The sequence below is a fragment of the Erwinia sp. AC075 genome (assembly GCF_979253995.1).
This window is the reverse complement of record NZ_CEEDEU010000001.1, coordinates 3,103,760-3,126,881: the sequence shown is the minus strand read 5'-3', so window position 1 is coordinate 3,126,881 and position 23,122 is coordinate 3,103,760. Positions and strand designations below refer to the sequence as shown.

Sequence of the window (23,122 nt, the reverse complement as noted above, 5' to 3'; positions counted from 1 at the left end):
GTCTAAAAAAAGCCCGCCCGTAAAGGCGGGCATGAAGCGGATCAGTAGGGGCTGGCGGTAGGACGCACCACGATCTCGCTGACATCCACGTCCGCCGGTTGCTCAATGGCATACACCACGGCACGCGCGATGGCATCCGGTTCCAGCGCTACCCGTCGGAAGGCTTTCATCGCTTCGCGCGCCGAGTCATCGCTGATGCTGTCTGCAAGTTCCGACGTCACCACGCCCGGTGAAATCACCGTCACCCGCAGTTTATCCGTCTCCTGACGCAGCCCATCCGATAACGCCCGCACCGCGAACTTGGTGGCACAATAGACCGCGGCCGTTGGCGAGACGCTCAGTCCGCCAATCGACGAAATGTTGATGATATGGCCGTGCTGCTGCTGTTCCATCAGCGGTTGTGCGGCTGCAATGCCGTAAAGAACGCCACGGATATTGACGTCAATCATGCGATCCCACTCGTCCACTTTACGGGCCGAAAGCGGCGACAGCGGCATTACGCCAGCGTTGTTAATCAGCACATCCAGTCCGCCAAAATGCTGTTGTGCTTCGGCGATAAAGCGCTCCATCTCGCTGAGGCTGGTGACGTCAAGCGAGGTGAAATGCGCTTCGCCGCCAGCGGCACGGATCTCTGCAACCACCGTCGCCAGACGATCGGTGCGGCGCGCGCCAAGCAAAACACGCGCGCCTTTGGCCGCTAGCAGTCGGGCGGTGGCTTCGCCAATGCCACTGCTGGCACCGGTGATCGCCACGATTTTATTGTTCAGTTCAGACACAGGACTCTCCTTACCAGGGCTTGCTGAACGGCGTGTCCGTCAGCGAAGTTCAGGGTAAAGCCTTATCCCCTGGCTGCGAATATCCGGGCCTCTCTGAAGCTTGCCTGTTCCTCTGAAACAAACTGACGAAGTACGCATTTCTTAACAGCGGGCATGGTGCGGGTGGCTGCGATGCATTAAAATTGGTATGAATCGGTACGAATCGTACCTGTTGTATTGTTGAAGGATGTGAGTATGCACAGCTTTACCGCCAGTGAGGCCAAAATCCAGTTTGGCGAACTCATCAGCAAAGCGCAGCGCGAGCCTGTCAGTATTACCAAGAATGGCCGACCTAAAGTGGTGGTGATGTCGATTGAAGATTTTCACGATTATGAGCAGTTGAAACTAATGAAACTGCGCGCGATGGTTGCGGAGTCGATCGTCCAGTCAGAACGTGGCGAGTTGCACAGTATTGACGATGTGTTCAGCGACCTCACTGAAGAAGAAATCAAACACGCTGGGGAATAGGTTCAAGGATGACCGTCATCTTTACCACACAAGCAAGGGCGCAGATCCGCGCCATAAGAGCGTATTCACATCGTCATTTTGGTGCGACTACCGCCAATCTGTCTGCCAACGCTTTGCGGACAACGATGCAGGATATTCTTGACCCTAACCCTGCATTGGGCCGGGACCGTAGCGCTGACATCGGTCCCGGCGTACTGCGTTTCCCTGCCAACTCCCAACTAATCTTCTACCGGGTAGTCAAAGTCGGTATTGAGATTCTGGCCGTAGTACATCAGAAAGACGAACCCACGAAGTATTCTCCTTAACCCGCTTTTTGACTTGCCTGTTCCTCTGAAATGCCGATCAGCGGCCCACATCGGTCGAAAAGGCGATCTCTTTCTGCGCTTCCAGCGCCGCCAGTCGTTCGGTCAATGCGGCATGCACCAGCGTGTATGCATCGCTGCCTAGCGTCAGTCGGCGTGGCGCAGGGGAGCGATCGACGGAGGCAATCATTTCACGCACCATCTTCTTCGCCTCGCCGACGGTCGGCCAGTTCTCCATCAGCTGCCGCATTGGGCTCCGATCGTAAGCCGCCAGCGGTTCAGCCATCTCCATTCCCTGGGTGAACCCCGTCTGGGCGGTGCCTGGCTCAACCAGCGTGAATTCTATATTGAATGCCGCCACTTCCTGCGCCACCGTCTCGACAAAGCCTTCCATCGCAAATTTGCTGGTGTGATAAAGGCTCAGTCCCGGGAAGGTAATCTGCCCGCCCATCGAAGAGAGCTGCAGGATGCGGCCACCGCCTTGCTGGCGAAGATGCGGTAGGGCCGCGCGGATCAGCTGGATCGAGCCGAGCACATTGGTGTCCAGCAGGCGTTCAATCTGCGCATCCGCCAGCTCTTCGGCGGCGCCGCCCAGCCCGTAGCCCGCGTTGCTGACCACCACATCAATGCGGCCTAATTCCGCAAAGGCCCGATCGACGACCGTGCGCACGCTTTCGGCGTCGGTCACATCCAGTTGCGCCAGCCACAGCTGCTCACCATAACGCGCTTTCAACGTCTGCAGCACGGCGGGTTTGCGCAAGGTGGCCGCCACGCGGTCGCCGCGTTCCAGCAGGCGTTCAGTCATTTCCAGGCCGAAGCCTGATGAGGTGCCGGTAATAAACCAGGTTTTAGACATGGGGTTTCTCCTGTTGAGTGTCAGGTAACCTTACGCCGCTGGAATTGATGCTACTATCCGTCCAATCATGCATGAGTTGGTGAAAATTACCCATGAATAGCAAACCCGATCTCTCCGCGCTGCAGGCCTTTGTGCTGGTCGCCACCCGCCGCAGTTTTCGTCAGGCGGCCGACGAGCTGGGATTATCGCCGTCCACCCTCAGCCATATGCTGCGCGCGCTGGAAGAGAAAATGGCGGTGCGGTTGCTGCACCGCACCACCCGCAGCGTCTCGACCACCGAAGCCGGTGAGCAGTTGCTTAACCAGTTGAAGCCGGTGCTGCAAGGGCTGGAGAGTGCGCTCAGTTCGGTGGAGGCATTTCGCCAGCAGCCGACCGGCACCTTGCGGATCAATGCCAGTGAGAGCGCTGCCCGTCAGCTGTTGCAGCGGGTTGTGCCGCTGTTTTTGCAGCGCTATCCGGCCATTTCGCTGGATGTGGTGACCGAAGGGCGGTTGATCGATATCGTCAGCGAGCAGTTTGATGCCGGCGTGCGGCTGTTGGAGGATGTGCCGCAGGATATGGTGGCGGTGCCATTTGGCGGCGATCTGCGCTTTATTGCCGTGGCCTCGCCCGCTTATGTCGCGAAAAGCGGCGAACCCGCCACGCCCGACGATCTGTTAACCCATCAATGTATTCGCTTCCGCTTACCCAGCGGCAAGCTCTATCGCTGGGAGTTCTCGCGTCGTGGCGTGGAGCGGCATATGGAGGTGAAGGGCGCGCTGATGCTGGATCATCTGGAACTGATGGTCGAATCGGCGGCGCAGGGGTTGGGTATCGCCTATGTCCCGAGCAGCGTGGCGGAGCCGTGGCTACAGAGCGGCAAGCTGCAAATCGTTCTGGAAGAGTGGAGTCCGCCTTCGCCGGGGCTGGCGCTGTACTATCCTGGCCATCGCCATGTGCCTGCGGCGTTAAGCGCCTTTATCGAGGTGCTGAAGTCGCCCGTTACAGCATTCCCGGCGGAATAACCGGCGGATGATAAATGGCCGCGCTCCAGTGCCGGCTGCTGGCATGTTTCTCCGCCAGCCAGCCCTCTTTGCGCAGATGGCGGGCGATCATTTTATTCATGATGCCGTGTCCCAGCAGCAGCACGTTGCCATGCTCCGACAGGGAAATCAGTCGGTTAGCGGCCTGACTGGCGCGCAGTTCCGCCTGCTGGAAGGATTCGACCGAGCCGGCATAGCCGCACAGCCACATCAGCCGCAGTAACGAAAGCCACAGCGATGGAGGAAGGTGGGGATAGGCAAGGCGCATGGTAGGCAGGGACACTTCGCTGAATACCGCATCGATGCAGGCCGGTTCCAGCCCCAGCTTTTGCAGTGACGAGCGCGCGCGGGGAAGGGGACTGGTCACCACGTAGTCGGCCATCGCCGCCACCCGAATACTCTTATCCGGCGGGCCATCCTGCACGTTCGACATATCATAGGCTTCACACCACTCTGTCATCGCCAGCGCCGGTAAGCGGCCGCCCACCGTATGGTCCGGCTTACCGTGACGCATCAGAATTATGGTCATTACCTTCCCTCAGGTGTTTTTTTCAAGAGTAAGCTGACGTTCAGGTTAAGACAAATAAGCGGGCTGATTTTAAGATTTGCCCGGCAATGGGCGAGGATTCATCTGACTGCAATAATATGCCGTTTAGAATGCCCACGACTGAGCCAGTCAGACGTGAGTGAAAACTGAACTTTAGTACAGTTTATTCGGTGTATTGTAGTGCAATATCAGAGCGATAAATTAAGTTATTAATTCAAGTTAATGTATTTTATCGCTTTTATCTGGAGTCGCGCTTTCCAAATGTGAAGTGACACTAATTTATTTGCGCAGATCTATTGCAAAATCTACGCGCGTAGATACAATAGCCCTCGTAGTAAAAATTCGCGACGCATGATGCTTATCTGCCCAGTGAAGGTCACTTTGTTTCACCGTATGGATGCGATTGGTTACTTAAAACCGACGACCGGGAAACGAATATAACTCTCCCAACACCAGGGAACCTGTTCTGACCTTAACCATGGCTCAGCAAAAGAGCGTCCTAACTGGCGAATTTTTCCTGACTCTCAGGACACGCCAGGGAAGGCAAATTAGCACTCTGTATTTCAGGGAACTTTCATGTCCACTCCTCAAAGCACTCAGCATGAGGCTTCACGTTCCGCATCCTCTGCGGCAGATGAACGCCTGACTACCCCAGAAGGCCGTAAAGATTTTTGGCGCGCTACCTTCTCCTGTTGGCTTGGCACCGCGATGGAATATGCGGACTTCGCCCTCTATGGTCTGGCCGCCGGTATTATCTTTGGCGACGTCTTCTTCCCCGAATCCACCCCTACCATGGCGCTGCTGGCGACCTTTGCCACCTGGTCCGTTGGCTTTATTGCCCGACCGATTGGTGCACTGTTCTTCGGCTGGCTTGGCGATCGTAAAGGCCGCAAAGTGGTGATGGTCTCCACCATCATTCTGATGGGCGCGTCGACCACATTGATCGGCGTTATCCCGAGCTATGCCTCGATTGGCCTGTGGGCACCGGCCTGTCTGGTGGTGTTGCGCTTCAGTCAGGGCTTTGGTGCTGGCGCCGAGCTGTCTGGCGGCACGGTGATGCTGGGTGAATATGCTCCGGCAGAAAAACGCGGTCTGGTCTCCTCGATCATTGCGCTGGGATCCAACAGCGGCACGCTGGTGGCCTCGCTGGTCTGGCTGGCGGTGGTGCAGATGGATCAACAGCAGCTGCAGGATTGGGGATGGCGTATCCCGTTCCTCTGTAGCTCGCTGATTGCGCTGGTGGCGCTGTGGATCCGCCGTCATCTGAAAGAAACCCCGGTATTTGAACGCAAGAAAGCGGAACTGCTGGCGCAGCGTGAAAGCTCACGCGTTGCTCAGCCGTTGCCGGTCGATACCCGCAGCTTCTGGAAACGCAGCCGTTCGTTCTTTGTGATGGTTGGCTTGCGTATCGGTGAGAACGGCCCTTCGTATCTGGCTCAGGGTTTTATCATCGGCTACGTGGTGAAAGTGCTGACTGTCGATAAGTCGGTTGCCACCACCGCCGTGTTCCTTGCCTCTCTGCTCGGCTTCCTGATTATTCCTTTCGCTGGCTGGCTTTCTGACCGCTTTGGCCGCCGCATTACCTACCGTTGGTTCTGCCTTTTACTGATCCTTTATGCCTTCCCGGCCTTTATGTTGCTGGATTCTCGTGAGCCAGTGATTGTGATCTCGACTATCGTTGTCGGTATGGGTCTGGCGTCACTCGGTATTTTTGGTGTGCAGGCGGCGTGGGGCGTTGAGATGTTCGGCGTGCATCACCGCTACACTAAAATGGCGACGGCGAAAGAGCTGGGATCGATTCTCTCTGGCGGAACAGCTCCTCTGGTTGCTGCTGCGCTGTTGTCATGGACTGGCCACTGGTGGCCGATCGCCACTTACTTTGCGGCGATGGCGGCCATTGGCTTCCTGACCACGTTTGTTGCCCCGGAAACCCGTGGGCGAGACTTAAATGACCCGGAAGACGCGATCTGACGGGAACCAGGCGAACCGTCGATCGCTCGGCGGTTTGCCTCTGGAAAAGGCAATAATTTGGTAAAAAGCACCGTAAATCGTGCCACCCGCAGCGATGTCGCCAAAGAAGCGGGCACCTCGGTCGCCGTGGTGAGCTATGTGATGAACAATGGTCCGAGGCCGGTTGCGGAAGCAACGCGGCTTCGCGTGCTTGAGGCCATCAAGAAAACCGGATACCGGCCCAACAGCGTGGCCCGTGCTCTGGCGTCGGGCACCACGAAAACCTATGGACTGGTGGTGCCCAATATTTCCAACGCGTTTATCGCGTTATTTGCCCATGCGTTGCAGCAGGAAGCGTTGAGCAACGGCATGGTGATGCTGTTGGGCGATGCAGGTGACAGCCGTCAGCGCGAGCTGGAACTGATCAACAATCTGCTGAGCCGTCAGGTCGATGGACTGTTTTATAACAGCGTCGATCGCCACCCTTATATCGATGTGATTCAGGCCACCGGCACGCCGCTGGTGATGCTGGACCGGGTCGATCCCAGTCTGAAAGTGAATATTCTGCGCGTGGACGAGCGCGAGGCGGCCCGTCAGGTGACCTCGCATCTGTTGAGCCACGGCTACCAGGACATTGGCATTATCTGCGGTCCGCTGGAGCGTTTTAACACCCAGGATCGTCTTGCAGGCTGGCGTCAGGCGCTGGCCGACGCGGGTGTGACCGAGCGGGCAGAGTGGATATTCCCGACAACCTATACCCGCGAAGGCGGCTATGAGGCCGGTCAGCAAATGCTGAAAACCGGCGCGTTACCTCGCGCGCTGTTCGCCAGCAACGAAGCCCAGGCGATTGGCTGTATTCGGGCGCTGGCGGAACACAACATTACGGTGCCAGAGCAGGTTGCTCTGGTCTGTTTTAACGGAACGGATCAATCGGCGTTTCATGTCCCTTCATTAACCACCGTGCGACAGCCGGTTGGGGAAATGGCAAAAAGGGCCATCGCAATGCTGACAGCCCCGGAAGGCGAGGCACAGCTGAGTGAGTTTGCGCACCAGCTGGAAATAGGCGAATCCTGTGGCTGTTGCTTTAACGACAGCCGCAACGCCGCACAAAAATGATAATAAAAAATGAAAAGATTGATTATTGATTGTGACCCAGGAAACGGCATCGTCGGTGCCAACGTTGATGATGGTCTGGCCATAGCGCTTGCGCTGGGGTCACCCAATATCTCGCTCGAGTTGATTACCACGGTCGCCGGCAACACGCCGTGCGAGCAGGGATTCAACGTAGCGAAAGATTTGATTGAAAATTTAGGCCTGACTATTCCGGTGTTGAAAGGGGCGAGCCAGGCACTGGCCGAACCGCCACAGCCCTGGCGTGACGCGCTGGATAATCGGGTGCACGGCAACAAACTGGCGCATCTGTGGCAGGGCGTTCGTCAGCCGGAGGCCTTTGTGGCACCGGAAGAGGACGCGGCCGATGCTATCGCCCGGCTGATTTGTGCCAATCCCGGCGAGATCACCCTGGTGGCGATTGGGCCGTTAACCAACGTGGCGCTGGCGATGGAACGCTATCCGGAGATGGTGGAAGCGGTGCAGGAGATCGCCATTATGGGCGGCGTGTTTGCGCTGGATGACTATATCAAGGACACCAATTTCGGCCTCGATCCTGAAGCCGCGCACAAGGTGCTGAACAGTGGTGCTAACATCACCTTAGTGCCGATGGACGTCACCACCCAGACGTTGATGACGCATAGCGATCTGGACCGGATTGCCCGACTGAACACGCCGCTGGCGCGCTTTGTCACCGAAACGCTCAGGCCGTGGATGGATTACTCGATGCAAACCCGCAATCTGCCGGGCTGCTGGATCCACGATGCGCTGGTGGTGGCCTGGCTGCTGAATCAGCAGGTGGCCAAGGCCGCGGATTACTACGTCAATGTGGAGTTGCGGCCGGGACAGACGCGCGGGAAATCATGGCGCTACCGTCCGCCATTGCGGGTCGACGTGGCGATTGAGCCTTCAACGGCGGGACTGGTTCACGTACTGCAAACGGTGGATAACCGCCTGCTGCTCTCGATGCTGGAGAAAGCGCTGGCTTAAGGCTGCGCTCCCCGTCGCGGAAGACGGGGAGCCAGTTCATTTGACTCAGGCGACCTTCACCGCACGCTGCCAGCGAATGGCATCAATCACCAGCATCACTACCAGACTGATGCCCATCAACGGCAGGCTCAACGCCAACGCCACGGTGCACACCGACACCGCAAAACGGCCGCTAAGCGACAGCTGTCGCCAGTGATAAATCAGCGTTTCTGCCGGATGCGGGCCTTGCCCGGCGACTGGACGGCGCAGCCACCATAAGCGATATCCCATCACAATCATTACGCATAATCCCAGTGCAAAAGCCGCCAGAATCAGCTGGTTCGGCAGGCCAAACAGCACCCCCATATGGGCATCGACGCCCCAGCGCGTGAGTTTGGCCAGCAGGCCAAATTGCGCAAACTCCACCTTATCCAGCAGGGCATAGCTGCGCGGATCGACCGACACGCTGTCGACCTGGGTTGGCCAGCGGCGATCGATCTCGCTGACGGTCCAGGCCTTATCGGCGCGGGTGGTGGGACGGATTTCAATCTTGCCGGCTGAAATCCCCGCCGCGCGGGCGGTATGCACCACCGCATCAAACTGTTCCGGTGAGATGCTGACCGACGCCGCCGGATTGTCCGGCATCGGCATGCCTGACTGTTTGTGTTCAGCATGTTCATCGGCAGGCATGTTCATCCCTGACATCGCCTGATCGGCATGTGCATCAGCAGGCATGGTCATACCCGGCATGCTGTCATCGGCCGCTTCCGCGTTTGGCGTCAGCGCGGTATTCACCGCAGGCGTCAGCCAGCCAAAGTGGGCACGCATCGACGAGATATTGTCGCCCGCCCAGCGCGACCAGGTCAGGCCGGTGGCCGAGAAGAAGATCAATCCCAGCAGCAGCGCCACGCCCAGCGTGCTGTGCCAGTAGCGGCTTCGCAGCAGGCTTTGCCCGCGAGAACGGCGGCCTTTTTTGATCCGACCCGGCGCCCGGCTGGTGGCCCACAACAGCAGTCCGCCTAATGATGCCACCCATAACCAACTGGCGGCCAGCTCGCTGTAGTTCCGGCCAACGTCGCCCAGCAGCAGATTCTGATGCAGATAATCCAGCCAGGTGCGCAGCGGCAGCACGCCGCTGGTGCCATAAACGTTCAGCATGCCGCGTACTTCTAAGGTCTGAGGATCGACGAATACCGCGGTGGTGGCACTGCCGCCGTCTGGCGTGGTGAACATCACTCGCGTGGTTTCCCCGGCAGCGGGCGCCGGGCGCAGGGCGGTGATTTTCGCCTGTGGGCCAATAAACGACTCAGCAACCCGAACCTGATCGGCAAGAGAGCGTTCCGGCCCCCCGCTGTCGGTGAACAGCTGATGTGCGTAGAGCGCGTTTTCCAGCTGCGGCGTCATCACGTACAGCGCGCCGGTGAAGGCCGCGACGAAGATAAACGGACCGATAAACAGCCCGATATAGAAATGCAGACGACGCAGTAATGGCAGCAGGGAGCTGCGCGATTGTTCGGCGCGTGCAGACTGCGCCAGGATTTTTTCTGACATGATATTTTTCCATCCGCCTGTTTCCAGGCATGAGCAGGTGCCTGCCGCTATAACGACAGGATATTTTTAGTGTTTAACCGGCTCAGTAAGTGGGTGGGGCTCGCGGATGGAAAAACTGCGGAATAAACCGTGCCACAGCAGGGCGGAACGGCGGTGAATCGGGAAGCCTGGCGGCCTGAAGTGAAGACCACAGCACCGGGAAGTTGGTCAAATCTAACGGCAGGTGCGCCAGTAACACGCAGTAGCCACAGGCGCTGTCATCCATCATCGACATCGGATGGTGCTGCATCATGCGGGCATGTTCAAGCGGCGACATCGTGGCCATGTTCATGCCGTCCATCGGCATCTCATCATCCATCGCCATGTCATGATCCATGGCCATTCCCGGCATCATCATCGAATCACGCGCAGCATCACTCACCAGGGATTTGGAAATCACCGGAGCAATAAACAGCAGCAAAATGGCCACCACCGCCAGCCAGGCCGCAAAGCGGTTGGGCGAACGGTGCATCTGAATCAGCGACAAGCCTTGAACATCCTGGTCAAAAATCCACGGCGGGAGTGTAGCAAATAAACAATTAGCGCCGAAGCATTAACATCGCGGCAGCACCTTACCTCGGCTAACTATCAGGCGGGTAATGAAGTGTTACGCCGGTTTACAGCTTGAATCTTGCGCTGACAAAGACGCGAAGATCGCTATTTACTTACATGCTATAAACAAATAGTTAACATTTCTTGACCCGATATCCGGGCCTTGGCCGCAGCAAGACAGGATAACCCTATGTTCAACTGGACTTCGACCCAGCGCAATGTGGCTTTCGCCAGCTTTGCCAGCTGGACGCTGGACGCGTTCGACTTTTTTATACTGGTCTTCGTGTTGAGTGATATTGCTACCAACTTCCACACCGAAATTTCGCACGTCTCGCTGGCGATCATGCTGACGCTGGCGGTGCGACCGATTGGCGCGCTACTGTTTGGCCGCCTGGCCGAACGGTTTGGTCGTCGACCCATTCTGATGGTCAACATCCTGATGTTCTCGATTTTCGAATTGCTGTCCGCCTGGTCTCCAACCCTCGGCACCTTCCTCGCCTTCCGGGTGATCTACGGTATTGCGATGGGCGGCGTCTGGGGCGTGGCCTCATCCCTGGCGATGGAAACCATTCCTGACCGCTCGCGCGGGCTGATGTCGGGGATCTTCCAGGCGGGGTATCCCTGTGGCTATCTGCTGGCGTCGATTATCTTCGGCCTGTTCTATGCCTCCGTCGGCTGGCGCGGCATGTTCCTGATCGGCGCGCTGCCGGTGCTGCTGCTGCCGTTTATCTATTTCAAAGTCCCTGAGTCGCCGGTGTGGCTGGCGGCACGGGAACGTAAAGAGAGCACCGCGCTGATGCCGGTGCTGCGCAGCCACTGGAAGCTGTGCGTCTATCTGGTACTGCTGATGGCCTGCTTTAACTTCTTCAGCCACGGCACGCAGGATCTCTATCCCACCTTCCTGAAGGTACAGCACGGCTTCGATCCGCATACCGTCAGCATCATCGCTATCTGCTATAACATTGCCGCGATGCTCGGTGGCGTATTCTTTGGCACGCTGTCAGAGAAAATTGGCCGTAAGAAAGCGATGATGATTGCCGCCTGCCTCGCGCTGCCGGTGATCCCGCTCTGGGCCTTCTCAACCGGTTCGGTGATGATCGGGCTGGGCGCGTTCCTGATGCAGTTTATGGTGCAGGGCGCATGGGGCGTGGTGCCTACCTACCTGACCGAGCTGGTGCCGGCCAATACCCGCGCGGTGCTGCCAGGCTTCGTTTATCAGCTGGGTAACCTGATTGCCTCAGTCAATGCCACGCTGCAATCCTCGATAGCGGAAGCGCATGGCAACAACTATGGCCTGGCGATGGCGATTGTCGCTGGCACCGTGGCGGTGTTGATCTGTGTGTTGGTGGCGTTCGGCAGGGAAACGCGCGGGGTGGAGATTTCGGCGTCACCCGGCAAGGTGAGCGAACAGTCCCGCTAAGAGACGGATAGCAAAAGGGCGGCTCTCAAAGCCGCCCTTTTTTGTTGCCGTCAGGCAGGGATCTCGCAGACGTCGACCCATTTGGCGTCGGTCAGTTGCGCCAGCATCTCGGGCGAAATACGCACGGCGCTGTTAATCGATCCGGCTGCAGGCAGCACTTCTTCATAACGCTTCAGCGAGATATCGCACAGGATCTGTAAAGGGGTTTCCAGTCCGAACGGGCAGACGCCGCCGACCGGATGACCGGTCCAGTTCACCACTTCATCAGTGCTGAGCATGCGCGCTTTGGCACCCAGCGTCGCTTTCAGCTTACGGTTATCCAGGCGGGCATCGCCGCGAGTCACAATTAATACCACCCGATCTTTCACCTTCAGCGACAGGGTTTTGGCAATCTGGCCAGGCTCCACATGGTGTGCCCGTGCCGCCAGAGCGACCGTTGCCGTGCTCTCGGCCAACTCGATAATGCCAATATCAGGGGCGCGCTCGGCAAAGAACTGCCGTACAGACTCCAGGCTCATGCTTTTCTCCCACATAACGAAGCGCATAAAGTTGCCACAGAGCAGACTGACTGTAAACGGGAAGGCGTTAATTTAGCTTAGCGTGCAGTTTCCGCAGCGCTCAACTTCCGGCAGGCGATAGCGCTGGCAGCAGGTACGTCGCTGCATTTCACCGTCACGCGGGAGCATGGTGCGATAGAAAGGGTTGTCGGAACCGTCCAGCAGGGTTTTGCTGAAGAAGAAGGCGTGTTCGAGTTCGGCGTGCAGGGATTTGCCCAGCAGAGGGGCCAGTTCACCGAGGAACCAGTGCACGGCGAAGCCGGTGTTGCTCCAGATAAGCTTGCCGTTGATATCACCGTGCTGCTCAATGGCGCGCACCGCCGGGATCAGATGCTGTTGGATCAGGCGATCCATACGACGTTGTGGGCTAAGGAAACGGGCTTCTTCATCTTCGCGCACGTCAAACCAGAAGGTTGCCGGGCGGCCGGTTTCATGGAACTCAACGTGGCAATGCTCGGGTGAGCAGTCCAGCGGGCGGTTTTCAATCAGCAGTGCCATCATCATCGGCGGCAGCACCAGGCCGAAATACCACTGCGCCCAGAGCGACTGCAGCGGCTTGTTTTCGCGTTCCATCTCGCCCTGCTCACGGTAGATATAGTCAGCGTACTGCGCGTTAAGGCGGGCGAAATTCTCCGGTGTCGACCAGCGGTCCAGCGTCATGCTGCTGGCGGGCGCTTCTTCCCCCAGCTTCACGCTATCCAGGAAATAAGCACGGTGTTCACTGAACAAGGCGCGCAGCGAAGACGCCAGCGAACGATTGCTCTGCAAAAAGATCAGCGGATGTGAACCATACTCAACTGCCTGACGGACGATGGTGGCCATGGGATTTCCAGCGTAAACCGAATACAAAAACAAATGATAATCGTTCTTGATTCTATCTGAGGCCATACGCACAAACAAGCAGCAAATTGTGCGCCGGGTCTGGAAGGCAATTGATAAGCAACCTGGCTGAATTTTGATCGCATTGGCCATAATAACAGCAGGGATTACGCTGTAGATTAACAGGCAGGCGTTATTGACGGCTTTATAGCAGCTTATTCCATAACCGGGACGTTTCCCGGCATTGTAGAGTTAATTCCAATTATAGGGAATAACAATGGCTGGGTTATTTTCTGTTATCACCTCCGCCATAGAATGCATTATTGCCATTTTTTATTAACAACAATTTTTCATTCATCGGCTTAATGAATAGGGAATAAAAGCGCAGGTCATTATGCCAGATATACCCGTCAGGTCTGGGATTTGTATTAAGGAGAGCGATAAATTAATTCAACGTATTGGCCCGGGCGTCCGGGCCAGTTAAAAATATCACATTGCATCTGCGGGGTGGGTAAGCGGACTTTTCGTTATGTCTTCAAAGGAGAGGATCGTATTACGTCCACGGCCTTTTGCCAGATAAAGTGCGCGGTCGGCATTGGCCAGCGCCGCATCGAAATCTTCTTCGATTAAGGGCGCAAACCCGGCGCTGATGGTGACGTGCGTGGCGACCCGGTCATTAAACAGATGCGGGATCTCCAGATTCAGCACGTACTGGCGGATGCGCTCCGACAGTTTGCGGGCAATCGACTCATTGACGTTGGTCAGCAGCACCAGAAACTCTTCGCCGCCATAGCGGGTCACAATGTCCCTTGAACGCACCGCATCCCGTATCGCCACCGAGACGCGCGCCAGCGCCTGATCGCCCATCGCATGGCCGTAGTTGTCGTTGTAGGCCTTGAAGTTATCGATATCCAGCAGCAGCACGAAGTGGCTGCCCGCGTGGTTCTCGAGGATGTTCTCCAGCCGGTTTTTCAGCCCACGGCGATTGTACAGCCCGGTCAACGGATCGAGCATGCTGAGGTCGCTGTAGGTCTCTTTCTCTTCATACAGCTGCCGCATCAGGCGCAGGGTAAAGTTGTCCCGGCGGCGCTGCATCAGGTGGTGCAAGGTAAAGCCAATCAGCGGCAGCGCAATGGTAAACAGGATCAGCAGCGTGTTCTGCCCGTGGTCCAGCACCAACACCGCGACGGAAGGCGGAGCCGTATGCAGGCAAAATGCCAGCAGATGGTCGCCCAGCGCGATGGCACTGATAAAAAACACGCTAATCAGACTGATTACTAAAAAGCTGCCGTCGAAATAAAATACCGTTTCGTACTTATCGTAAATTTGCCACGTCCACAGCAAACCGGTAATTACCGCGACCAGATTTAATATCGGAAATTTCCCTGACGGCTTTAAAAGCATCCACGCGATTATCACCGCACAAAATAGTGCGATGGCAACCGTGGGAATTGAAAACTGAACCTGTCCCAGTTTCCCTTTAGTGCTACATAAACAAAATAAAGACGTTGCTGTGTTTAAAAAGAGAAAGAGCATCAGCGACAGCCGATGCTTGCTGTTAAGCAATTCATCATAGCTTTGTAATTTCATTATTTTCTACTCGTGACTGCAATGAATAAACCCGCACCATTAACCTAAATTGGCGGACTACATTCGCGCGTGGAATAGTTTCTTTCTGTTATTATTTGGAATTTCTTAATAGTGAACCTGGCCAATTTACCACTTAACATTCTGAGTGTCATCAGCGCGGGCAAAGTTTCAACAGCGGCACGGTAAATTATGCTGCAAAGTGATAAATATTCTTATATGCTATTGGTAATCATTATCATTTGAAAAGGTGTGGGTACGACAATGCTGATAGCACTGGTCACCGCATGTGGACTTTGGGGGGTAAGCTGGATGTTCGGAAAAAAACTCGATAGCGCCTGGGGTGTTTTGCTGCCCTGTGCAGTGATGCCACTTATCGCCCTGATGAAACTGTCATTCAGCGAATGGCGGGTGATCATGGTGATTGCGCTGTTGGCCACCGTGGCGATGCTCTATCACAAACGTCTGCGTCATTACCTGCTGTTACCTTCCTGCCTGGCACTGGCGGGCGGCATGGCGGCCATATCCGTTAATTTCGGCATGCTTTAACAGAGCAGGGGACGCTGAGTCGCAAAGGAATAGCGGATCGAACCGATGAAAAACGGAATGCAACGTGAAAACAGAAAGTGATTCAGAGAAAGGCCGTGCAGAGATAATCGGGGAGATGATGCAGGGAAAAGCAGTGAGCCAGTTTCAACGTGGTGCGAAGAGAGGGACTTGAACCCTCACGTCCGTAAGAACACTAACACCTGAAGCTAGCGCGTCTACCAATTCCGCCACCTTCGCATTCTGTTGAACTTAACTTTTTATTCATATCACCGCATTGGTGCGAAGGGAGGGACTTGAACCCTCACGTCCGTAAGAACACTAACACCTGAAGCTAGCGCGTCTACCAATTCCGCCACCATCGCTCGAATGCTGCGTAATATGAACAACGTGATTTATGGTGCGAAGAGAGGGACTTGAACCCTCACGTCCGTTAGGACACTAACACCTGAAGCTAGCGCGTCTACCAATTCCGCCACCTTCGCATACCATCAACACAGGTAAACTGTATTGCAACCACGGAGGCGCATTCTAGAGATTTTCCAGTCTACGTCAACAGTTATTTAGCCACCTTCCCAATGAACGCTGTAAAAAGCGACGTTATCACGGTCAGGTTGGCGAATCAGGCACTTGCTAAGCAAAAAGCGGCGAAATAATCGCCGCTTTACGGATTAACGCTTGGCTTTCGCCGCGCGCTGCAACACGGCACGGTAAACCTTAAAACGGCCATTTTGTAACAGCACTTCATGGCTGCCAAAGGTCTCATCCAGAATCTGCGGATAAGGCAGGAAGGCGTTGGCCACGATGCGCAACTCGCCGCCCATGTTCAGGTGCTTCACCGCACCGCGGATCAGCGTCTGCGCTGCGTCCAGGCTGGTTTGCATGCCATCGTGGAACGGCGGGTTGGAGATAATTATGTCGTAACGCCCGTTGACGTCGGAGTAGACGTTACTGGCAAACACTTCACCTTCCAGATCGTTCGCTGCCAGCGTCGCTTTACTGGCTTCAATTGCCGCTGCATTTACGTCAGTCATAAACAGGCGAACTTTCGGCGAGAAGCTGGCGAGCATGGCGGAGAGCACACCGGCGCCACAGCCCATATCCAGCACTTTGCCTTTCATATGCGGTTTCAGCGTGGAGAGCAGCAGGTTGCTGCCGGCATCCAGACCGTCACGGCTGAACACGCCTGGCAGGGTTTTGATGGTCAGAGGGCCGAGCGGATATTCGTCCCAGTACTGCTCAACATCAAAGGTCGGCTGAACATCCAGGCTGCCATGATACAAACCACAGCGACGCGCGCTGTCGATTTTGTTCATTTTTGCCCACGGCTCCAGCATCTGTTCTGCACTGCGAACGCCGCTGCGGTTTTCGCCGACCACGAACAGATCGGTGCCCACCGGCAGCAGCGACAGCAGGTTTTCCAGCTGGAACAGCGCTTCCGGTTTGTTCTTCGGCCAGAAGTAGATCAGCGTGTCGCACTCTGCAACGTCGTCGGCTGTCGCCACCAGGCCGTAGCGCGCGTAGTCTTCCAGCGTGCGGCTCAGGATCTGCCAGTGATGATATTGTTGGGTATGCACCCGACTCAAAACGGTGTCCAGTTGGGCGGGCAGGTCATCCTGCAGATCGCCAGCAAACAGTACGCGGCGTTGAGTAAATTCATCACTGTGGCGCAGTATCACTTCACTGGCCGGGCTAAATGCAGACATCGGTGGCTCCTTACGAATCAGAGCGGCGATTATACCCAAATTAGCCAGAGTTGCAGCACTGCCCGCCGCATTCCGTTGTTTTGTGCTGTCAGCCGGCGTGCGAAGGGTGGCTTTGTTGGCGCAGAACCGATGGGTTTGCTAGCATAGCGACGCAATCGGGCGACCAGACAGGAATAAAGATGTCCTCCAGACGTGACTGGTTATTACAGCAAATGGGCATAACGCAGTATACGCTGCGGCGTCCGCGTGCCTTACAGGGTGAGGTTGCGGTGTCACTGCCGGAACAGACTCGCCTGCTGATTGTGGCGGAAGTACCGCCTCTGCTCTCGGATCCGCTGATTAGCGATGTGCTCCGCGCGATGCTGATGCGCGAGCAGGAGGTGGTGGTGCTGAACCCGGAACAACTGGCGATGCTGCCAGACGATACCCGTTGTGCGAGCTGGTGTCTGGGTGTAGAACCCGCCGCCGTGCCTGACGGTTCACAGATCGCTTCGCCTGTTCTTGCGGAGCTCTATCATAATGCCGGTGCCAAACGCGCGCTGTGGCAGCAGATCTCCCACTATGAATCAGATTTCTTTACTGACCCCGCACGATCTTGAGACCGCTTTTGCCATTGAGCAGCGCAGTCATGCTTTTCCCTGGACAGAAAAAACCTTCTCCAGCAATCAGGGCGAACGTTACCTGAACTATCAGCTGACCGTCGGTGAGCAGATGGCGGGATTTGCCATTACTCAGGTGGTGCTTGATGAAGCCACGCTGTTTAACCTGGCGGTGGATCCCGCTTTTCAGCGCCAGGGCATTGGCCGGGAACTGCTGGAGCATGTGATCGTCGAACTCGAATCACGCGGCATCCAGACGTTATGGCTGGAAGTGCGCGCCTCAAACCGTCCAGCGATTGCGCTCTATGAGCAGCTGGATTTCAACGAAGTGTCGGTGCGCCGTAATTACTACCCAACGGCGGACGGCAAAGAAGATGCCATTATTATGGCGCTGACGTTATAAGGACCGACTGAAAGATGCTTAAAGACTGGGATTGGATCTTATTTGACGCTGACGATACGCTGTTTCACTTCGATGCGTTTGCCGGTTTACAGCGTCTTTTTCAGCAGTATGACGTGGCCTTTTCTACGGCCGATTACGATGATTATCAGGCGATTAACAAGCCGCTGTGGGTTGATTATCAGAATGGCGCCATCAGTGCCTTGCAGCTGCAGCATCAGCGCTTTGAAGGCTGGGCCGCGAAGCTGCAGGTGACGCCGCTGGACCTTAACGACGGCTTCTTAGCTGCGATGGCCGAGCTGTGCGTGCCGTTGGCCGGCGCGGTAAACCTGCTTAACTCGCTTAAAGGCAAGGTGAAGATGGGCATCATCACCAACGGCTTTACGGCATTGCAGCAGGCACGGCTTGAACGGACGGGGTTCCTCGGCTATTTCGACCTGTTGGTGATCTCGGAGCAGGTTGGCCACGCTAAACCGCATCCGGCCATCTTTGATTACGCGCTGGATCAGATGGGCAATCCTCCGCGTGAGCGGGTGATGATGGTTGGCGATAACCCGGATTCGGATATTCTCGGCGGCATTAATGCCGGTCTGGCGACCTGCTGGCTCAACGCCGACAATCGTCCACGTCCTGAAGGCATCCAGCCTGGCTGGCAGGTAAAAACGCTACAGGAACTGGAAGTGATTCTAAATACTTAAGTTTGATATTTTTGGTCAAAAACACCCTCACTCTCTGAATGCCAGCACAAATCGCTGGCATTCAGCTAAATAACCCCATTTTTAGATATAAAAACCTGTAGACCCCCGTCTCAAAAATCCCACCCGATAAAATCCTAAAAATTAGTGCCATTCGATAATTTTACTTTATGATATTTGGTTATTGAAAATAATATTTATATTCCATATTGTTTTAATAAAGCCAAATATTGAGCGAACTCCTGGAAATGTCCTGGGTTTTTTCGCCTGAATATGCAGAATTTTCCTTAATTTTGTAACATTAGATTTTCTTACGTTAGTGGCAGCGTCTGCGTAGCGTTGAATAATCGATTGGACTCTGTAAACTTGCCGAAAATTTCACAATAAACTGTAACCAATGTCACGGGCGTTTTGCGTTTGCATCAGCTCGTGCGGTAGCTATGGTAGTAGGCCTGTTTTTTAATCTATATATAACAGGTAATTAAAGTGAAATGTTATTGAAACAAGTAATGAGTATAGGGACTTTGCGTAAGAAGAGTGGAGTAATTCACTACAGTATTATTCACTTCTTTATGTAGGATATTTGGAAAGGGCTTGTAGGGTAAACGGAGTTTAACCCCATTTTTGTTCGTTAAGTGAGCGATATGGTCGGCTGAATCGATCCTGTTGCTACACTATTAACCTGCTAATCAAGCCCTCTATCTCGTTTCAATGTTACTCATGTGAATAATCTGCGTTACTAAGCTGTGAAGCGTGCTTTCGGCTATAAAGTGAAACGGATAAATGTTGACCTGTTTTAATGACTGGTCCAGTTAAGCCGTGCTTCATTTGCCTGCCTCGCTCTCCCTGCTTGTCGTTACGGTCCGCTTCCTGCTGGCCCAGACACCCTCTCTATTCTGTACACGCGTATTTCTGAGTTGTCGTACGCCTTTCATTCCAAAAAAAACTTCATGAGGATCATGGTGAAAATTCGAATTGCACTGAGTCTGCTCTTTGTCCTGACCGTTGCAGGTTGTAAAGCGCCACCGCCAGCAATGACGGATGACACGATTGTTTCCAGCACTGTCGATGGTGTGAAGCTGACTTACCGTCACGCCGTTCAGCCGCCAACGTCGTTCACGCCGGTGAATGAAGAGTACCGCGCGCTGTATGACGCGTCGGTGATGAACCGTCCTGACTTCGGCGGCAAGCTGGTGAGCAATCTGGAGAACGGCAAGCCTTATACCGTGCTGGGCTCGGTCGAAAACAACTGGTTCGCCATTGCCGAGCAGGGACAGGAGCAGCTGATTGGCTACGTTCCGCTGCGTGCCGTGGTGAAGAGCGATCTTTACGACAAAACCGTCAAAGCCGACTCCCGCCGTAAGCGTGTGCGCGCCGCGAGCAAAAAAACCTGCGTTGCCGCGGGTGACAGTAAAGCGTGCCAGAACAGCAACAGCGGCACCTGGATCATCGACTGATAACGGGTTAATGGCCGCCTGACTATGAAAAGACATTCATTTTTGCGCCTGAGTCTTCAGGCGCTATTTCTGATAGCAGTCAGCCTTGTTGCTGGCTGTGGTTCGTCTACACACAGCAATCCTGCTCACTACAACCTGGTTTTCCAGGCGCATCCGCAAATCAATGACGGCGCTCCGCTCAAGATCAGGGTGCTGTTAATGAAGTCGGATGCGGATTTCATGTCTGCCGACTTCTATTCGTTGCAAAACAGCGCGCCCGCTCTGCTGGGCAACAACCTGATCACCAGCGAGCAGTTTTTCCTGATGCCAGGTCAGCTGAATAAAGTCCTCCAGGGGCAAACCACTTCAGAGGCGCGATATATCGGGATCCTCGCGGAGTATCAGTCTCTGGATGGCAAAAAATGGCGTATCTCATTGCCGCTGCCGGTGCCCAATGACCATTCCTACGCATTCTGGCAGGGGTCTTCTGACGAACTGAAAGCCGACATCATTGCTGACATCAGCGGTCTGCGCACCGTGAAACCGTGAGCATTGCCTGACAACGGAAGCCATTATGAATAAAGCAGAAAAAGTGGTCTGGACCGAGGGCATGTTCCTGCGTCCACACCATTTCCAGCAAGCAGAGAGCTATCAACAAAGCGCGCTTCGTAACTGGGGACTGACCCAGCGGCCTTATCTCTGGGGCTTTTTAGATTATGAAATCGACGAAGCGATGTTGCGGCAGGGGAAAGTTGCCCTCAGCTCCGCCAGTGGATTGCTGCCTGACGGCACCTTTTTCTCTTTCCGCGATGCGCGTAACGGGCCGCCGCCACTGGCTATCCCGGATAATCACGGCAATGAGTTGGTGGTGCTGGCCCTGCCTGCCCGCCGTAATGGCCGTGAAGAGGTGATCTTCAGCGAGTCGGCGGATTCGCTGGCGCGTTATGTCACCTTTGAACAGGAAGTGGATGACTTCAATGCGCTGTCGGTGGGCGGCGCTGCCGTGCAGTTCGGCAAGCTTCGTCTGCGGTTGATGCTGGAAAGCGAGCTGTCAGCGGAATGGACGGCGATGGCCACGTTGCGCATCACCGAGAAGCGCAGTGACAATCAGGTTCGGCTGGATGAAAACTTCATTCCGCCGATGCTTAACTGCGTCGCGCACAGCAAGCTGTATGAGTATCTCAGCGGCATGCATGGGCTGTTACAGCAACGCAGTCAGGAAATCGGCCAGCGTCTGCAACAGCCTGGCCGCTTTAATTCGGCCGATATGGTCGACTTTATGCTGCTGGCGCTGGTTAACCACCACGTTGGCCACGTCAGCCATCTGAAAGATCTGCCGCTGCTGCATCCTGAACAGCTGTTTTCCACCTGGCTGGCCTTTGCGACGGAACTGGCCACCTACACGCCTCAGCGCTTCCCGGACAGCGAACTGCCGACCTATGACCATGACGATCTGGCCTTTTGCTTCGGCAAACTGATGCTGATGCTGCGTCAGGGGCTGTCGCAGGTGATGGAAGAGAACGCCGTTCAACTGATGCTGACCGAACGATCGCACGGTCTGAACGTGGCTACCGTGACCGAAACCTCCATGGTCCGTGAGTTCGGCTTTGTGCTGGCGGTGCGCGCCAATGTGCCCGGCGAGGCGCTGCAAACGCACTTCCCGGCGCAGATGAAGATTGCGCCGGTGACCAAAATTCGCGATCTGGTGCAGCTACAGCTGCCAGGCATGGTGCTGCGGCCGTTGCCCGTCGCGCCGCCGCAAATTCCCTGGCACACCGGTTACAGCTACTTCGAACTGGAGAAGGGCAGTGAGCTGTGGCAGGAGATGGAAAAATCCGGCACCTTCGCGCTCCATCTGGCGGGGGATTTCCCCGGTCTGAAGATGGAATTCTGGGCTATCCGTAACCACTCAGTCTGACGCAGGGAGCGAGCAACATGCAGCAACAACAGGCTTTTGCCCAGGGCGATGTGTTCTCGGGTGCCAGCAATAACAATCCTCTGGTGGCCGCGGCGAACGGGTTATTAAATTCGATTCCGCAAATCCGCCATTCGGTCAGCCATGCCGATCCGGCCGCGTTACGCCAGCGATTGATCGACGAAATGCGCCAGTTCGAGATGAACTGCCAGCGTGCCGGGCTGGCTTATGAAGTGATTATTGGCGCGCGCTACTGCTTATGTACCGCACTGGATGAAGCCGCTGCGCTCACGCCCTGGGGCAGTCGCGGCGTCTGGCCCGGGCAGGGATTGCTGGTCACCTTCCACAATGAAACCTGGGGCGGCGAGAAGTTCTTCCAGCTGCTGGCCAAACTTTCACAGAATCCGCGTGAACAAATCGTTCTGCTGGAGCTGATCAACTACTGTCTGCAACTGGGCTTTGAAGGGCGCTACCGCGTGCTGGATAACGGCCGTTCCCAGCTGGAAACCATCAAACAGCGCCTGCTGCAGATGATCCACTCCGTGCGCGGTGGTTATGCGCCGCCGCTTTCACCGCATCCTGAAGATCATCCGGTCACGCGCAAATTGTGGCGGCCGGTGGTGCCTTTGTGGGCCTGCACGGCGCTGGTCGGCTTCCTCGCCTGTCTGTTCTATATCCTGCTGAACTGGCGGCTGGGCGATGTCACCTCGCCGGTGCTGGCTGCGGTCTACCAGACGCCGTTACCGGAAATCACCATTCATAATCCGGCACCGCCGCCGCCAGCGGCATTGAACCTTAAGGCGTTCCTGCGTCCTGAAATCGAACAGGGCCTGGTTGCGGTAAAAGATGAAGCCGACCAAAGCGTGGTCACGTTGAAAGGCGACGGTCTGTTTACCTCGGCGTCCACCTCGGTTCGCGGGCGTTATGAAGAGGTGCTGGATCGTATCGCTCAGGCGATGAACAACGTAAATGGCCGCATTCTGGTGATTGGCTACAGCGATAACGTGCCGATCCGCAGTGCGCGCTTCGCCTCTAACTATGAGCTTTCGCTGGCCAGGGCACAGTCCGTGCAGGAGCGCCTGCAACAACATCTGTCACAGCCGCAACGCGTGAAAGCGGAAGGGCGCGGAGAGAGCAATCCTCTGGTGCCGAATACCACCGCCGAAAATCGCGCCCGCAATCGCCGGGTGGACATCACGCTGTTAGTTTCGCCGCAGAACACCCGCGCGGAAGTTAACGGTTTGCAGCAAGGAAATTAACG

Annotated in this window: 24 protein-coding genes and 3 tRNA genes; 15 read left to right on the top strand and 12 right to left on the bottom strand. The window is 55.7% G+C overall.

All coding sequences use genetic code 11. The features are described 5' to 3' along the window. Positions 1–41 precede the first annotated feature (41 nt). Entirely contained in the window at positions 42–776 is a 735-nt protein-coding gene (locus AC0IXH_RS14785) for an SDR family oxidoreductase (protein WP_134823375.1), read from the bottom strand. Positions 777–1,010: 234 nt separating this feature from the next. On the opposite strand from AC0IXH_RS14785, the gene AC0IXH_RS14780 reads away from it, so the two are divergent. Continuing rightward, entirely contained in the window at positions 1,011–1,283 is a 273-nt protein-coding gene (locus tag AC0IXH_RS14780) for a type II toxin-antitoxin system Phd/YefM family antitoxin (protein WP_053140587.1), read from the top strand. A gap of 8 nt (positions 1,284–1,291) precedes the next feature. Next, positions 1,292–1,588, top strand: coding sequence for a type II toxin-antitoxin system RelE/ParE family toxin (locus tag AC0IXH_RS14775; RefSeq protein ID WP_471720633.1), 297 nt, complete (start codon positions 1,292–1,294; stop codon positions 1,586–1,588). A gap of 37 nt (positions 1,589–1,625) precedes the next feature. Here AC0IXH_RS14775 and AC0IXH_RS14770 read toward each other — a convergent pair whose 3' ends face one another. Then, a complete protein-coding gene (locus AC0IXH_RS14770) occupies positions 1,626–2,441 on the bottom strand; it encodes an SDR family oxidoreductase (protein ID WP_471720632.1) in 816 nt (271 codons plus the stop codon). 92 nt (positions 2,442–2,533) lie between these two features. Between AC0IXH_RS14770 and AC0IXH_RS14765 the strand changes: the two genes are divergently transcribed. Continuing rightward, positions 2,534–3,445, top strand: coding sequence for a LysR family transcriptional regulator (locus AC0IXH_RS14765; protein ID WP_471720631.1), 912 nt, complete (start codon positions 2,534–2,536; stop codon positions 3,443–3,445). Here AC0IXH_RS14765 and AC0IXH_RS14760 read toward each other — a convergent pair. Beyond that, a complete protein-coding gene (locus AC0IXH_RS14760; RefSeq protein WP_053140575.1) occupies positions 3,423–3,992 on the bottom strand; it encodes a histidine phosphatase family protein in 570 nt (189 codons plus the stop codon). The two genes, AC0IXH_RS14765 and AC0IXH_RS14760, sit on opposite strands and share 23 nt — an antisense overlap. Positions 3,993–4,586: 594 nt before the next feature. Between AC0IXH_RS14760 and AC0IXH_RS14755 the strand changes: the two genes are divergently transcribed. From AC0IXH_RS14755 to AC0IXH_RS14745, 3 genes are read left to right on the top strand one after another with little or no spacing between them, the layout of a single operon-like run. Next, complete coding sequence (locus tag AC0IXH_RS14755) at positions 4,587–5,981, top strand: MFS transporter (RefSeq protein ID WP_471720630.1); 1,395 nt, start codon at positions 4,587–4,589, stop codon at positions 5,979–5,981. Positions 5,982–6,038: 57 nt separating this feature from the next. Further along, positions 6,039–7,076, top strand: a complete 1,038-nt coding sequence (locus AC0IXH_RS14750) for a LacI family DNA-binding transcriptional regulator (protein ID WP_471720629.1) — start codon at positions 6,039–6,041, stop codon at positions 7,074–7,076. Between the two features lie 9 nt (positions 7,077–7,085). After that, a complete protein-coding gene (locus AC0IXH_RS14745; protein WP_346566920.1) occupies positions 7,086–8,060 on the top strand; it encodes a nucleoside hydrolase in 975 nt (324 codons plus the stop codon). 45 nt (positions 8,061–8,105) lie between these two features. Here AC0IXH_RS14745 and AC0IXH_RS14740 read toward each other — a convergent pair whose 3' ends face one another. Then, a complete protein-coding gene (locus AC0IXH_RS14740; RefSeq protein WP_471720628.1) occupies positions 8,106–9,590 on the bottom strand; it encodes a PepSY-associated TM helix domain-containing protein in 1,485 nt (494 codons plus the stop codon). Between the two features lie 82 nt (positions 9,591–9,672). Then, positions 9,673–10,101, bottom strand: a complete 429-nt coding sequence (locus tag AC0IXH_RS14735; RefSeq protein WP_041692202.1) for a DUF2946 domain-containing protein — start codon at positions 10,099–10,101, stop codon at positions 9,673–9,675. Positions 10,102–10,371: 270 nt separating this feature from the next. On the opposite strand from AC0IXH_RS14735, the gene AC0IXH_RS14730 reads away from it, so the two are divergent. Further along, positions 10,372–11,601 (top strand): MFS transporter, encoded by a 1,230-nt coding sequence (locus tag AC0IXH_RS14730; RefSeq protein ID WP_106381771.1) that lies wholly within the window; start codon positions 10,372–10,374, stop codon positions 11,599–11,601. Between the two features lie 50 nt (positions 11,602–11,651). On the opposite strand, the gene AC0IXH_RS14725 is transcribed toward AC0IXH_RS14730, so the two are convergent. The 3 genes from AC0IXH_RS14725 to AC0IXH_RS14715 all read right to left on the bottom strand — a co-directional run bounded on the left by AC0IXH_RS14725 (position 11,652) and on the right by AC0IXH_RS14715 (position 14,567). Next, positions 11,652–12,119, bottom strand: a complete 468-nt coding sequence (locus AC0IXH_RS14725; protein WP_041692203.1) for a YbaK/EbsC family protein — start codon at positions 12,117–12,119, stop codon at positions 11,652–11,654. Positions 12,120–12,191: 72 nt separating this feature from the next. Beyond that, positions 12,192–12,980 carry a siderophore-iron reductase FhuF gene (gene fhuF, locus AC0IXH_RS14720; RefSeq protein WP_471720627.1) on the bottom strand — a complete coding sequence of 263 codons (789 nt, stop codon included), beginning with the start codon at positions 12,978–12,980 and terminating at the stop codon, positions 12,192–12,194. 486 nt (positions 12,981–13,466) lie between these two features. Next, positions 13,467–14,567 carry a GGDEF domain-containing protein gene (locus AC0IXH_RS14715; protein ID WP_134823382.1) on the bottom strand — a complete coding sequence of 367 codons (1,101 nt, stop codon included), beginning with the start codon at positions 14,565–14,567 and terminating at the stop codon, positions 13,467–13,469. Positions 14,568–14,828: 261 nt separating this feature from the next. Between AC0IXH_RS14715 and AC0IXH_RS14710 the strand changes: the two genes are divergently transcribed. Further along, positions 14,829–15,113: a DUF1435 domain-containing protein gene (locus AC0IXH_RS14710; protein WP_041691886.1), complete on the top strand. Its 285-nt coding sequence runs from the start codon at positions 14,829–14,831 to the stop codon at positions 15,111–15,113. Positions 15,114–15,263: 150 nt separating this feature from the next. Here AC0IXH_RS14710 and AC0IXH_RS14705 read toward each other — a convergent pair. The 4 genes from AC0IXH_RS14705 to rsmC form a co-directional block, all read right to left on the bottom strand. Then, positions 15,264–15,350: transfer RNA gene (locus tag AC0IXH_RS14705), tRNA-Leu, on the bottom strand. 38 nt (positions 15,351–15,388) lie between these two features. Beyond that, a tRNA-Leu gene (locus AC0IXH_RS14700) sits at positions 15,389–15,475 on the bottom strand. 33 nt (positions 15,476–15,508) lie between these two features. Then, positions 15,509–15,595, bottom strand: a tRNA-Leu gene (locus tag AC0IXH_RS14695). A gap of 186 nt (positions 15,596–15,781) precedes the next feature. Beyond that, positions 15,782–16,816 (bottom strand): 16S rRNA (guanine(1207)-N(2))-methyltransferase RsmC, encoded by a 1,035-nt coding sequence (gene rsmC / locus AC0IXH_RS14690; protein WP_471720626.1) that lies wholly within the window; start codon positions 16,814–16,816, stop codon positions 15,782–15,784. A gap of 179 nt (positions 16,817–16,995) precedes the next feature. Here rsmC and AC0IXH_RS14685 point away from each other — a divergent pair, with 179 nt between their 5' ends. From AC0IXH_RS14685 to AC0IXH_RS14655, 7 genes are all read left to right on the top strand, one after another. Then, positions 16,996–17,415 carry a DNA polymerase III subunit psi gene (locus AC0IXH_RS14685; RefSeq protein WP_471720625.1) on the top strand — a complete coding sequence of 140 codons (420 nt, stop codon included), beginning with the start codon at positions 16,996–16,998 and terminating at the stop codon, positions 17,413–17,415. Next, on the top strand, positions 17,378–17,818 hold the full coding sequence (gene rimI / locus AC0IXH_RS14680; protein WP_041691887.1) for a ribosomal protein S18-alanine N-acetyltransferase: 441 nt from the start codon (positions 17,378–17,380) through the stop codon (positions 17,816–17,818). The genes AC0IXH_RS14685 and rimI overlap by 38 nt, the downstream gene beginning before the upstream one ends. A 14-nt stretch (positions 17,819–17,832) precedes the next feature. Beyond that, positions 17,833–18,513 (top strand): pyrimidine 5'-nucleotidase, encoded by a 681-nt coding sequence (gene yjjG, locus AC0IXH_RS14675; RefSeq protein WP_346595503.1) that lies wholly within the window; start codon positions 17,833–17,835, stop codon positions 18,511–18,513. Between the two features lie 959 nt (positions 18,514–19,472). Beyond that, positions 19,473–19,967, top strand: a complete 495-nt coding sequence (locus AC0IXH_RS14670; RefSeq protein ID WP_167738438.1) for an SH3 domain-containing protein — start codon at positions 19,473–19,475, stop codon at positions 19,965–19,967. Between the two features lie 24 nt (positions 19,968–19,991). After that, entirely contained in the window at positions 19,992–20,495 is a 504-nt protein-coding gene (tssJ, locus tag AC0IXH_RS14665) for a type VI secretion system lipoprotein TssJ (protein ID WP_013200613.1), read from the top strand. 25 nt (positions 20,496–20,520) lie between these two features. After that, complete coding sequence (gene tssK, locus AC0IXH_RS14660) at positions 20,521–21,864, top strand: type VI secretion system baseplate subunit TssK (RefSeq protein ID WP_151038361.1); 1,344 nt, start codon at positions 20,521–20,523, stop codon at positions 21,862–21,864. A 17-nt stretch (positions 21,865–21,881) separates the two neighbouring features. After that, positions 21,882–23,120, top strand: a complete 1,239-nt coding sequence (locus AC0IXH_RS14655; protein ID WP_013200615.1) for a DotU family type VI secretion system protein — start codon at positions 21,882–21,884, stop codon at positions 23,118–23,120. The last annotated feature ends 2 nt before the right edge of the window (positions 23,121–23,122 follow it).